The 12618-nt window shown below is 70.8% G+C and carries 9 protein-coding genes; 8 read left to right on the forward strand and 1 reads right to left on the reverse strand.

All coding sequences use genetic code 11. The features are described 5' to 3' along the window. The first annotated feature begins 101 nt into the window (after positions 1-101). From ndk to idi, 6 genes are all read left to right on the forward strand, one after another. Entirely contained in the window at positions 102-512 is a 411-nt protein-coding gene (gene ndk, locus UA74_RS08235) for a nucleoside-diphosphate kinase (RefSeq protein ID WP_075739739.1), read from the forward strand. 218 nt (positions 513-730) lie between these two features. Further along, positions 731-1657, forward strand: coding sequence for an ABC transporter ATP-binding protein (locus tag UA74_RS08240; protein WP_075743549.1), 927 nt, complete (start codon positions 731-733; stop codon positions 1655-1657). A 2-nt stretch (positions 1658-1659) separates the two neighbouring features. Beyond that, positions 1660-2496 (forward strand): ABC transporter permease, encoded by an 837-nt coding sequence (locus tag UA74_RS08245; protein ID WP_075764161.1) that lies wholly within the window; start codon positions 1660-1662, stop codon positions 2494-2496. 2 nt (positions 2497-2498) lie between these two features. Further along, positions 2499-3353, forward strand: coding sequence for an ABC transporter permease (locus UA74_RS08250; protein WP_075739741.1), 855 nt, complete (start codon positions 2499-2501; stop codon positions 3351-3353). A 203-nt stretch (positions 3354-3556) separates the two neighbouring features. Beyond that, positions 3557-5524 (forward strand): TIGR03960 family B12-binding radical SAM protein, encoded by a 1968-nt coding sequence (locus tag UA74_RS08255; protein ID WP_075764163.1) that lies wholly within the window; start codon positions 3557-3559, stop codon positions 5522-5524. Between the two features lie 189 nt (positions 5525-5713). Further along, positions 5714-6283 carry an isopentenyl-diphosphate Delta-isomerase gene (gene idi / locus UA74_RS08260; RefSeq protein ID WP_075764166.1) on the forward strand — a complete coding sequence of 190 codons (570 nt, stop codon included), beginning with the start codon at positions 5714-5716 and terminating at the stop codon, positions 6281-6283. Between the two features lie 219 nt (positions 6284-6502). Here idi and UA74_RS08265 read toward each other — a convergent pair whose 3' ends face one another. Then, a complete protein-coding gene (locus UA74_RS08265) occupies positions 6503-7942 on the reverse strand; it encodes a S8 family peptidase (protein WP_075764168.1) in 1440 nt (479 codons plus the stop codon). Between the two features lie 262 nt (positions 7943-8204). On the opposite strand from UA74_RS08265, the gene UA74_RS33400 reads away from it, so the two are divergent. Then, positions 8205-9341, forward strand: a complete 1137-nt coding sequence (locus UA74_RS33400; RefSeq protein WP_261340763.1) for a TIGR03936 family radical SAM-associated protein — start codon at positions 8205-8207, stop codon at positions 9339-9341. A gap of 200 nt (positions 9342-9541) precedes the next feature. Beyond that, positions 9542-12397, forward strand: coding sequence for a translation initiation factor IF-2 N-terminal domain-containing protein (locus UA74_RS08280; protein ID WP_075739745.1), 2856 nt, complete (start codon positions 9542-9544; stop codon positions 12395-12397). Positions 12398-12618: the final 221 nt, after the last annotated feature.

Raw genomic sequence — 12618 nt, forward strand, 5'->3', positions numbered from 1 at the left:
CGTCGGTACGTGACTAGGCTTTCAGACGAAACGGACGGCAGACCCGCCGTCACTCGACGCCGACCGTCCGGGTCGGCCGACGTCAAGGAGAGAGAGCGGCCGTGAGCGAGCGCACCCTGGTCCTGGTCAAGCCCGACGGCGTGGCACGGGGCCTCGTCGGCGAGGTCGTGTCCCGCATCGAGCGCAAGGGCCTGCGCCTTGCCGCACTCGAACTGCGAGTGGTCACCCGTGACCTCGCCGAGCAGCACTACGCCGAGCACGACGGCAAGCCGTTCTTCGGATCGCTGCTCGACTTCATCACCTCCGGCCCCGTGGTGGCCCTGGTCGTCGAGGGCCCGAGGGCGATCCCGGCGTTCCGGCAGCTTGCGGGCGGCACCGACCCGGTCGAGAAGGCCACCCCCGGCACGCTGCGCGGCGACCTCGCGCTGGAGACGGAGTCGAATCTGGTCCACGGCTCCGACTCGCCGGAGTCGGCCGAGCGCGAGATCAAGCTCTGGTTCCCGAACATCTGATCTCCGGGTCGATCGGCCCTGACCTCGGGGCCGATCGACCGTTCGTCATCGATGCCGCTCCACAGGCGGGTCGAGGCCCGTCGGCCGGCAGACCCTCTTCCGCCGTCGATCTCCGTTCGACCGGTCGTTCGGCCGTCGCGTCTCCTTCGCACAGGCCGAGAACCGTCGAATTCGGTTTCTTCTGTCGGAGTCGAGGCATACCCTTCACTCTCGTGACGATGAACGGCTTCCTGGTGCATGCGGAGGGCCTGACCAAGCGGTTCGGCGATTTCGAGGCCGTCAGGGGGATCGACGTGGCCGTGCGAGCCGGGGAGGCCTTCGGCTTCCTCGGTCCCAACGGCGCGGGCAAGTCCTCGACGATGCGGATGATCGCCTGTGTCTCCCCGCGCACCGGTGGCGAGCTGCGGGTGCTCGGCATGGACCCCGCCGTCGACGGCCCGAAGATCCGGGCCAGGCTCGGCGTCGTTCCCCAACAGGACAACCTCGACCTCGAACTGTCGGTCCGGGAGAACCTCCAGGTCTACGGCCGGTACTTCGGGCTCTCCCGCGCGGCCGTGCGGGAGAAGGCCGTGGAGCTGCTCGACTTCGCCCAGCTTGCCGACCGCGCCGCCGACAAGGTCGAACCGCTGTCCGGCGGGATGAAGCGCAGGCTCACGATCGCACGGTCGCTGGTCAACGATCCCGAGGTCCTGTTGTTGGACGAGCCGACGACCGGGCTTGATCCGCAGGCCAGACACGTGCTGTGGGATCGACTGTTCCGGCTGAAGCAGGCCGGGGTCACGCTCATCATCACCACGCACTACATGGACGAGGCCGAACAGCTCTGCGACCGGCTGGTGGTGATGGACGGCGGCCGGATCGCCGCCGAGGGCTCACCACGTGAGCTGATCAGGGACTACTGCACCCGGGAGGTCCTGGAACTGCGGTTCCCGCCCGGCGAGGTGCAGCAGTACGCCCCCCTGGTGGCCGACACCGCCGATCGCATCGAGGTGCTGCCCGACCGGGTGCTGCTCTACACCGCCGACGGCGAGGCGTCGCTGGCCGCCGTGCACCGGCGCGACGTGGAGCCGCTGTCGAGTCTGGTCCGCAGAAGCACGCTGGAGGACGTCTTCCTCCGGCTGACCGGACGAACGCTGGTGGACTGACGATGACGACGCGAACCTCGGACGCCGCACCGCCGACGGCCAGAGCCTCCACCGGCCGGGCATCGGGCTTCGTCCCCTCGGTCCTGCTGGTTCTGGAGGGCCAGTGGATCTGGTACCGGCTGAACTGGCGCGCCACGCTGATCTCCAGCGTGCTGCTGCCGGTGCTGTTCCTGGTGGCGATGGGCATGGGCATGGGAGCGCTCGTCGAGCCGAGCGAGGCCACCCGAGGCCTGGACTACCTGGTGTACCTGGCGCCAGCGATGCTCGTGGTGGGTGCCGTGCAGACCGCGGCGGGCGAGGCCACCTATCCCGTCCTGTCCGGCTTCAAGTGGCAGAAGAACTTCTGGGCGGTGACCGCGACGCCGATCAGCCCGGAGCAGATCGCCTGCGGGAAGCTGCTGTGGATCATGCTGCGCCTCACCTTCTCCGGCGTGGCCTTCCTCGCCGTCGCGGCCCTGCTCGGTGCCGTGGCCGGCGTAGGCGTGCTGCTCTCCCTGGTGTTCGCGGTGCTCACCGGGATGGCGCTGGCCGCCCCGGTCGTGGCGGTCGCCGCGAGGATGCAGGGCGAGGGCGACGGCTTCAACGCACTCTTCCGATTCATCGTGCTGCCGATGATGCTGTTCGCGGGCACCTTCTACCCAATCAGCAGGCTGCCGGAGCCGCTGCAGCCGATCGCCTGGGTCGCTCCGCTCTGGCATGGCACGGAGTTGGCCCGGGGTGCGGCGTTCGGCACGCTGGCCCCGCTGCCCACACTGGGCCACCTGACCTACCTGATCGGACTGTTCCTCGTCGGCACGGTGTTGTCCTGCCGGATGTTCCGCAAGCGGCTGGTGGTGTGAGGATGAGCGTCGAGCCGACGACGATCGAGCAGAGCGCACCGCCGCCCCGGCACGTCGCGGGGCCGCTGCTGCGGATCTTCCCGCCCGGCCTGTACGCGGGTCGGGCGAGCAGGCTGGTCGAGCGGTCCATGCTCGCCGGGCGGGGCGCCTGGCTGGCCATCCTGTCCGGCTTCTTCGAGCCGCTGTTCTACCTGCTCTCGCTCGGCGTCGCCTTCGGCGGGATGGTCGGGCAGCTCAGCGCTCCCGGCGGCGCCCCGATCGACTACGCCGCCTTCATCGCGCCCGGCCTGCTGGCCGTCTCGGCGATGAACGGCGCGGTGTACGACGCCACCTTCAACATCTTCTTCAAGCTCAAGCATGCGAAGCTCTACGACGCGGTGCTGGCCACCCCGATGGGGCCGCTCGACGTCGCGATCGCCGAGATCACCTGGGCGGTGCTGCGTGGCGGCGTCTACTCGGCGGGCTTCCTGTGCGTGATGCTGGGCATGGGCCTGATCACCTCGCCGTGGGCGCTCCTCGCACTGCCCGCCGCCGTGCTGGTCTCCTTCGCCTTCGCCGCGGTGGGGATGGCGGCGACCACCTTCATCCGCTCGACGCAGGACTTCGACTTCGTCCAGCTCGCCATCCTGCCGATGGCATTGTTCTCCACCACTTTCTTTCCGCTGGAGGTCTACCCGAGGGCCGCGCAGCTGCTGGTGCAGTGTCTGCCCCTGTTCCATGGTGTGGAGCTCATGCGGGGCCTGTCCACGGGTGCGGTGAGCTGGGGCCTGCTCGGGCATGTCGGGTACTTCGTGGTCATGGCCGGGATCGGCGTCGTCATCGCCACGCGGCGGCTGGAGCGCCTGCTGCTGAAGTAGCGCGGTCGTCGCGTGGCGGGGGCGCCCCCGGCGGCCGCGCTCGCGACGGCCTTCGTCCTGACGCCGATGTCCGTCCGCCGGTGTCCGTTCCCGCCGAATCCCCTCGGCCTGCGTCCGCTCGCCTGCGCCGGGCGGCTCCGCGCAGGCAGGCCCGCCGACTGCGCCTCCCGGCCTGCGGGAGCACGGCCGTTACCCTGTTCGCCGTGAGCGTCGAGTCCGTCTTCCCCCGGTTGGAACCGCTGCTGCCCAGGGTGTCCAAGCCCGTCCAGTACGTCGGCGGTGAACTGAACGCGACCGTCAAGGACTGGGACACCACCACCGTCCGCTGGGCGCTGATGTACCCCGACGCCTATGAGGTCGGACTCCCCAACCAGGGCGTCATGATCCTCTACGAGATCCTCAACGAGCAGCCGGACGTGCTCGCCGAACGGACCTACGCGGTGTGGCCGGATCTCGAGGCGTTGATGCGTGAGCACGACGTCCCGCAGTTCACCGTCGACGGACACCGACCGGTCGGCGCCTTCGACGTGCTCGGGGTCAGCTTTGCCACGGAACTGGGCTACACGAACCTCCTGACCGCGCTGGACCTCGCAGGCGTCCCGCTGCACGCGGTCGACCGCACCGAGGACCACCCGATCGTCGTGGGCGGCGGCCACGCGGCCTTCAATCCGGAGCCGATCGCCGACTTCCTGGACGCGGCGATCCTCGGTGACGGCGAAGAGGCCGTGCTGGAGGTCACCGACCTGATCCGTCGATGGAAGGCCGACGGCAGACCCGGCGGCCGGCCTGAACTGCTGACCAGGCTGGCCGAGACCGGCCAGGTCTACGTGCCGCAGTTCTACGAGGTCGACTACCTCGCCGACGGTGCCATCGACGAGGTGCGCCCCGTCGGCGACCGGGTTCCGGCGCGGATCGCCAAGCGCACGACCATGGATCTCGACGCCTGGCCGTACCCCAAACAGCCGCTGGTCCCTCTCGCGGAGAGCGTGCATGAGCGGATGAGCGTCGAGATCTTCCGCGGCTGCACCCGAGGCTGCCGGTTCTGTCAGGCAGGCATGATCACCCGTCCGGTGCGGGAACGCTCGGCCGAGGGCATCGGGGCGATGGTGCAGCGGGGACTCGAGGCCACCGGCTTCGAGGAGGTCGGCCTGTTGTCGTTGTCGAGCGCCGACCATTCCGAGATCGCCGAGGTGACCAAGGGGCTGGCCGACCGGTACGAGGGCACTAACACCGGCCTGTCGCTCCCGTCGACCAGGGTGGACGCCTTCAACGTCGACCTTGCCAACGAGCTGGCCCGCAACGGTAGACGCTCGGGCCTGACCTTCGCGCCGGAGGGCGGCAGCGAACGCATCCGGCGCGTGATCAACAAGATGGTGTCGGAGGAGGACCTGATCCGCACCGTCACCACGGCCTACGCCAACGGCTGGCGGCAGGTGAAGCTGTACTTCATGTGCGGGCTGCCCACCGAGACCGACGAGGACGTGCTGCAGATCGCGCGGATGGCCAAGGAGGTCATCCGGGCGGGCCGGGCCGCCTCGGGCAACAAGGACATCCGGTGCACGGTGTCCATCGGCGGGTTCGTGCCCAAGCCGCACACGCCGTTCCAGTGGGCCGCGCAGTTCGACCCCGACACGATCGACGCGCGACTCCGCCGCCTCCGTGCCGCGGTCAACGAGGACCGCAGCCTGGGCCGCAGCATCGGGATGCGCTACCACGACGGCAAGCCTTCCTTGATCGAAGGCCTGCTTTCCAGGGGCGACCGGCGGATCGGCCGGGTCATCGAGCGGGTGTGGCGCCAGGGCGGGCGTTTCGACGGCTGGACCGAGCACTTCTCCTATCAACGCTGGCTGGACGCCTGCGCCGCCGAGTTGCCCCTGCTGGGTGTCGATATCGACTGGTTCACCACCCGCGAGCGGACCGAACACGAGACGCTGCCCTGGGACCACCTCGACTCTGGGCTGGAGAAGGAGTGGCTGTGGGCGGACTGGCGTGACGCGCTCGACGAGCAGGAGCAGGAGGACTGCCGCTGGACGCCCTGCTTCGACTGCGGGGTGTGCCCGGCGATGGGCACCGACATCGAGATCGGGCCGACCGGTCGCACGATGCTGCCGATCAGTCCCGTCGGCCAGGGCAGCCCGGTACGAAATCCCTCCTTGTCCGCAGGCGGCTGAGGTCTGATCCTGGAGGACACGGACGGCCTCGGCGCCATCACGTCGAGTCCTTCAGCGCGGTCTGTGGTCCGCCTCCCCTCGGGTGCGGAGGATGGAGCGGGCGAGCCGTGGCGGCCGAATCGCCCACGGCGAGTCGCTCGCTCGAGGTGCGGACCGACGATCAGGCCCCGACCCCCAGGAGGACCTCGGATGACCGTCACGACGCAGGAGCAGCAGCGCATCCGTGAGGAGCGACTGGTCGAGCTGGTCGATCAGCAGGGCCGGACGCTGGGACGCTCCTCGGTTCATGAGGCGCACTCCGACGGCGGGCTGCTGCACCGTGCCTTCTCGGTGATGCTGGTAGACGGGCGGGATCGCGTGCTGCTACAGCAGCGCTCCTCGGCCAAGCTGAGATTCCCGACCAGATGGACCAACAGTTGCTGCGGACATCCGTGGCCCGGCGAGTCGGTCGTGGCCGCCGCACGGGTGCGGCTGCGCGAGGAGTTGGGCGTGGAGGTCGCCGACCTGAGCGAGGCAGGCGCCTTCGTCTACCGGGCTCCCGACACGGAACAGGGTTACGTCGAACACGAGTACGACCACGTCCTGATCGGGCGCTTCGAGGGCGAGCCCGGCGCGGTCGATCCGAGTGAGGTCCGCGCCCTGCGCTGGACCCCGTTGGCGGAGGTGCTCGCGACGCTGGACGGCGGCGGGCATGCGGACTTCACCCCGTGGTTTCCCCAGGTGGCAGGGGCGACCCGTGACTTCCTCGCGGCGCGCTGAGCCCGTCCTAGGGCACGTCGGCCGGTCCTTTTCGACAGGAACCTGATCCTGGGCCGGGCCGGTCGGCGGGCGCAGGGTCGCGGCTGGGGAAGTGCGCCTCCGGCAGGACGGTCGACGGCTCGTCTGCGGTCGTTGAAGCAGGGAACGGCGCCTGCGGAGCGGACGCCGGGGACGGGTGATCACGGCGACGGCTCGAGCCGTGGATCGCGGCGGCTGCCGTCAGTTCCGCACCGCACGAAGTGCGTCGACCAGGCCCGCGCCGTAGAAGCTGTTGTACGACTTGGCGCCGACACAGTCGGCATCCGGCGTCCCGTCCAGATTGAGGTCGTACTCTTCGGGACAGGACAGCGGGTTGGCCTGGTGGCGCAGGACCGAGCGAAGCTCGGCGGGCGAGGCGTCGGGGCGCTGGGAGACCAGCAGCGCGGCCACGCCCGCGACGTGTGGCGCCGCCATCGACGTGCCGCACCGGTCCTCGTAGCCGCCGGGGACCGTCGAGCGCACACACCGTCCCGGCCCGATGCCTGCCGGGTGCCGCCGGTCACCGCCCGGCGCCGCGAGATCCACCACGCCGAGGCCGTACGAGCTGTAGCGGGCCTTGGTCCCGTCGGCGGCCACCGCCGAGACGGTGACCACGTCGGAGAGGCCCGCGGGTAACGGGAGGCAGTCGCGCCCGCTCGATCCGGCCGACGGGCGGTCGGTCAGGGCCAGGAGGTCGACCGCGTCGTTTCCTGCCGCCGCCACGGCGAGCACGCCTGCATCGGTGGCGTGGCCCATCGCCCGCCGCACTGCCTCCGTCGCGACCTGGGCGCCGGGTTCCTGTTCGCAGTCGAGGTGCCACGGATCGATGATGTAGCTGTTGTTCGTGACGTCGACGCCCTGCTCGGCCGCCCACAGGTAACCGCAGACCGCGTACTCCGGGTAGATCAGGCCCGCCTCGTCGACGACGCGGACGGCGGCGAGTCGGACACCGGGCGCGACGCCGGTCATCCCCGCTCCGTTCGAGGAGATGATGCCTGCGACATGGGTGCCGTGCGCGGAGTTCGTCGGCGTCCATGCGGCCGTGGACACGTCGGGGGCACCGCTGAGACAGCCTGCCGAGGCTCCAGGGTCGACGGCGTCGGCCAGCGCGGGATGTCCGCCGTCGATCCCGGAGTCGAGGACGCCGATCAGGACGTCCGCACTGCCGAGGTCGAGTCGATGGGCGAGATCGCCCCGCACCTGGCGTAGCGACCAGCCCTCAGCGCGGACCTCAGGGTCCAGGGGGCGTGCATCCGGTCCAAGCTGCTCGGCCGCCTGCGAACCGAGCCGCGTACTCGGCGTGGACGTCGCACGCGTCGCTGTCGCCCGCTGCGCCGAGAAGGCCCGATCCGGCCCGAACCAGGTGTCGAATCGGTCGTCTGCCGAGACAGCGACCGCGACGCCGATCTCCGGATAGTTCACCGTCGTCGTTCCGCAGGCCGCCTCGATCTCGGCCTCGGCCGCGTCGTCGGGCGTGCCGGGTTCGAAGAGCACCAGATACCGATACGCCTCGCCGTCGTCGTGACACGACGGCTGCCGAAGATCCGCAGGCGGCGTCATCTTGAGCGGGGCCGCGAGCTGGCCTGCGGCTAACAGCGCGACGCCTGCCACGGCTGCTGCCGCCGGGCTGAGCAGAGGCACGAACTCGCTCCTGTCGCGTCGATCACATTCTCGGTGTCTGTCGCTCGCGGCGGATCGTCGCCGTGCGTCGCAGCCCCCGTTCCCGGCAGCATCGCCCGGAATCCCTGCCCTGCTCGCGGCCGGGCAGGCAGGAGCTCGTTGCGGGGGGACAGACCGGTCGAGCATCGTGTCCCCACGATGTGCGGACGGTAACGAGTCCTGCGTCGCCGAGACAAGCAACGGACGATCACAACGGCGCGGTACGGTCTTGCGCGACCCCCACATGCGGCGCCCAGGATGGTGTGAGCTGAGCGGCAGATCCGAACCGAACCCGTCCCCACCCTCGGTACAGCGACTCCGACTGAGGTTCGCCAAGCGCGACCGGCTCCGATTCACCTCACATCGTGATGTGGCGCGGTCCGTGGAACGGGCCCTGCGTCGAGCGGGCGTGCCGATGGCCTATTCGCAGGGCTTCAACCCGCATCCGAAGGTCTCCTGGGCCGGTGCCGCCCCGACGGGCGCTGCGAGTGAGGCCGAGTACGTCGAGTTCGCGCTGGCCGAGCGCGTCGATCCTCCGATACTCGGGCGTGAGCTGAACGCGGCCCTGCCGCCGGGACTCGACATCGTCGACGTGGTGGAGGCCGGTCCGGGTTCGCTGGCCGAGCGGTTGACGGCGAGCAGTTGGCGGATCGAGGTGCCGGGCGTCGATCCGGAGGTGCTGCGCGACGCCACCCGCCGGATGCTGGCCGAGGAGGTGGTGGAGGTCGAGCGGCTGACCAAGAACGGCCTCCGCACCATCGATGCGCGCGCCGCGATCGTCCGCGCGGAGGTCTACTCGTCGGCCGCGATGTGGTCGGACACCGCGTGCGCCGCGTGGTCGGATACCGCGACGTCGGCTGTCGCCGCCGACGGAGGGTCGGCGGCTGTTGCGGCGGCCACAGTGTCGTTGGACACGGTCTCGTCGGACGCGGCCTCGTCGACCGGCCTGACCGTCGCCGCGTTCTCGTCGACGTCCGTCGCCGCCGACGCGGCGCCCGTGCAGGGCGGGGACCTGCCCATCGTCGACGGCGGGCACGCGACGGCCACTCGGTCGTGGAACGGCATCGTCGCAGACCCGAGCCGTCCCCTCCCGACGGACGGACCTGCGGAGACCGCCACGCATCGTGACGCCGTGGTGGCTCGGCGCGCCGGGACGGCTGATCGGCGCAGTGTGGAAAGACCGTATGGGATACTCGTGGTGGTAGTGCGGCAGGTGACTCCGACCGTGCGACCGGACGACGTGCTGAGTGCGCTTCGCGTCGTCGCTGCTGTGGAGCCGCCGGTACCCGCGAAGGCGACCCGGATGGCGCAGGGGCGGCTCGACGATGATGGGCGTCTAGTCGATCCGTTGACCGCTGATCGAGCGGTTGCCCGAGACTAGGTCGGGTAATCCCTGTCACAGGGGATGAGGGGCAGGCCCACACGGCGTCGTAGGCATCCGCCTGCGCTGCTTTTCGAGCTCCGGCTCGGAAACGGCAGGCTTCAAACAGGATTCCCGTCGCTCGACGCGACGGAGACGAACAGGAAGGCCCCTGCGCGGCCGCGTCCGGCCAAGGACGCGCCCGGGGGCGGAGGAGCTGTATGTCGATGAAGAACGCGCCCGCTGACGAGCGCAGCGGGGTTGCCGATGCACGGGCAGGCGGGACGGAACTGCCCGCCAAGCTGCGAGTGCACGCCTTGGCGAAGCTGCTGGAGGTACGAAGCAAGGACGTGTTGACTGCGCTGGAGGCGTTGGGGGCCGAGGTTCGCAGCGCCCAGTCGAGCGTGTCCCGCGACCTGGCACTTCAGGTGATCGAGAAGCTGGCGCCCGCCGAGGAGGCCGCCGGGACCCCGAGCGCGGCCGCCGAGGAGTCTGCCGCCGCTGCCGAGCAGCCCGCCGAGGACTCCGGTCCGAGGGCTGCCGCCGCACCGGTCTTCGCGCCGCCGCAGCCGGTCTTCCTCCCGCCGCAGCCCGCGGCGGCGCCCGCCGCTCGCCAGGCACCCGCCAAGCAGGCCGCAGCGAAGCAGCCGCAGGCTGCCGAGCCGGTCGAACAGGCCGTAGTCTCCCCCTCGGCGCCCGAGGACGTCGACGAGGACGAAGACGCAGGCAGCAGGCGTCGCCGCCGACGCGGACGCCGGGGACGGGGCCGAGGACGAGGCGGCCAGGACGCGGAGGGCGGCGAGGAGCCCGGCGACGACGAGGACGGCACGCCCGCCGAGACCGCCGCTGACGTCGTGCCCGAGGCCCCTGCGGAGGAGCAGGCGGCCGCCGAGCAGGACGGAGAGGACACCGAGGGCGAGCAGTCGGAGGGCAGCAGGCGCCGTCGACGTCGCAGGCGGCGGAAGGGCACTGCCGAGGACGACGCGGCCTCGCGGTCCGACGACCCGCCGAACACGGTGGTGCACGTCAGGGAGAGCAAGCCCGCGCAGGTCAAGGCCGAGCCAGTCGTCGAGGACGAGGTCCGTTCGGTACGCGGCTCCACCCGTCTGGAGGCCAAGCGCCAGCGACGGCGCGACGGCCGGGAGGCGGGCCGCAGGCGCGTGCCGGTGCTGTCGGAGGCCGAGTTCCTGGCTCGTCGTGAGTCGGTGGAACGTCGGATGGTCGTGCGTGAGCGCGGCGACCGCACGCAGATCGCGGTGCTGGAGGACGGCGTCCTCGTCGAGCACTTCGTGACGTCGTCGGGCACCGGATCGATCGTGGGCAACGTCTACCTCGGCCGAGTCCAGAACGTGCTGCCGAGCATGGAGGCCGCGTTCGTCGACATCGGCCGCGGCCGTAACGCCGTGCTCTACGCGGGCGAGGTCGACTGGGACGCCGCAGGCCTGGAGGGCAAGGCCCGCAAGATCGAGCAGGCGCTGTCCACCGGGGACAGCGTGCTGGTCCAGGTCACCAAGGAGCCGGTCGGGCACAAGGGCGCCCGCCTGACCACCCAGATCAGCCTCCCCGGGCGATTCCTGGTCTACGTGCCCGGCGGCGGTGCCACCGGCATCAGCCGGAAGCTCCCCGACGTCGAGCGCAAGCGGTTGAAGGAGATCCTCAAGCGGATCGTCCCCGACGAGGCAGGTGTGATCATCCGCACCGCGTCGGAGGGCACCAGCGAGGAGTCCCTGGATCGGGACGTCCGCAGGCTGCGTGCCCAGTGGGAGATCATCAAGGAGCGGGCCGCCATTCCGCGCGCCCAGGCGCCGCAACTGCTGTACGAGGAGCCGGACCTGCTCATCAAGGTCGTCCGTGACCTCTTCACCGAGGACTTCTCCGGCCTGGTCGTCCAGGGCGACACCGCGTGGGACACCATCGAGTCGTACGTGAACCACGTGGCGCCGGATCTGGTGGGCAGGCTCCGCAGGCACGTCGGCCTGAAGGACGCCTTCACCGAGCACCGGGTGGACGAGCAGCTGGCCAAGGCACTGGATCGGAAGGTTTGGCTGCCCTCCGGCGGTTACCTGGTGATCGACCGCACCGAGGCGATGACGGTCGTCGACGTCAACACCGGCAAGTTCACCGGCTCCGGCGGAAACCTGGAGGAGACGGTCACCAGGAACAACCTGGAGTCGGTGGAGGAGATCGTCCGGCAGCTCCGGCTGCGGGACATCGGCGGCATCATCGTCATCGACTTCATCGACATGGTCCTGGAGTCCAACCGTGACCTCGTGCTGCGCAGGCTGACCGAGTGCCTCGGCCGGGATCGCACTCGGCACCAGGTCGCCGAGGTGACCTCCCTGGGGCTGGTGCAGATGACGCGTAAGCGCGTCGGCACCGGGTTGCTCGAGGCCTACAGCACCACCTGTGAACACTGCCGGGGTCGCGGGGTGATCGTCTCGACCGAGCCGGTCGGCGCGGTGACGGGCAACGGCGCGTCGGGGACGGCCGGGGCGGCCGCAGGCAACGGCACGGCGAGCCACCAGCATCAGCATGCGGCGCAGGCCGGAGCCCAGGCCAACGGCGCGGGCGGTTCGGACAAGCAGAACGGCAGCGCTCCTGCTCAGTCGCGGCGGTCGCGGCCCAGGGGCAAGGGCAACGTCGCGCTCGACACCGTCGCCGAGACGGCGGCCCAGGCGATGGAGCAGGTCGCCGAGGCTCAGGCGCCGGTCGAGAACAGCCGGGAGAACGGCGACGCACCCCGTCAGGGGCGTCGGCAGACCAAGGCCGAGGCTCGGGCCGAGGCCAAGGCCGCCCGTGAGGCCGACGCAGCTCGCGCGGCGGAGGAGGCGCGTGCGGCCGAGCCTGCAGGCGAGCCGCCCGCCGCCGAGGTGGTCGAGAAGCCCGCCGCCGAGCCCGCTCGGCGCAACGGGCACGCGGTGCGGACTCCAGCGGCGGCGCAGGAGACGGTCGTCGAGCCTGTCGCTCCGGCGGAGCCCGCCGCGACCCCTGCGGCGGCGCCTGCTCGCAGGCAGCGCAGGCGTGCCGCAGCGCGGCCGGCGGGCCCGCCGAAGGGGAGCCAGACCGACAACGCGTGACCGAGACGGCGGGGCCTGGATTCATCGGGCCCCGCCGTTCTCGTCCCGAGGGGATATCACGGGACCGGCGCGGTGGGCCGGGTGCGTACGGCGGCTGAGTACCGGCCGGGACGTGCACGACACGGCCACGCCGCGTCGGCGACCGGGCTCCTCCCCACCCCCGACGTGCTCATCGGTGAACTCTCACAGGCAGCCGGGACGACGCCGAATCGTCAGCCGTC

This window comes from Actinoalloteichus fjordicus, from assembly GCF_001941625.1.
GTDB classification, from domain to species: domain Bacteria; phylum Actinomycetota; class Actinomycetes; order Mycobacteriales; family Pseudonocardiaceae; genus Actinoalloteichus_A; species Actinoalloteichus_A fjordicus.

What these genes read in the sequence shown, in the direction of transcription:
- UA74_RS08245 (WP_075764161.1), top strand. Translation starts at nt 1,660, where the DNA reads ATGACGACGCGAACCTCGGACGCCGCACCGCCGACGGCCAGAGCCTCC.
- idi (WP_075764166.1), top strand. Translation starts at nt 5,714, where the DNA reads ATGACCGTCACGACGCAGGAGCAGCAGCGCATCCGTGAGGAGCGACTG.
- UA74_RS08280 (WP_075739745.1), top strand. Translation starts at nt 9,542, where the DNA reads ATGTCGATGAAGAACGCGCCCGCTGACGAGCGCAGCGGGGTTGCCGAT.
- UA74_RS33400 (WP_261340763.1), top strand. Translation starts at nt 8,205, where the DNA reads ATGCGGCGCCCAGGATGGTGTGAGCTGAGCGGCAGATCCGAACCGAAC.
- UA74_RS08250 (WP_075739741.1), top strand. Translation starts at nt 2,499, where the DNA reads ATGAGCGTCGAGCCGACGACGATCGAGCAGAGCGCACCGCCGCCCCGG.
- UA74_RS08240 (WP_075743549.1), top strand. Translation starts at nt 731, where the DNA reads ATGAACGGCTTCCTGGTGCATGCGGAGGGCCTGACCAAGCGGTTCGGC.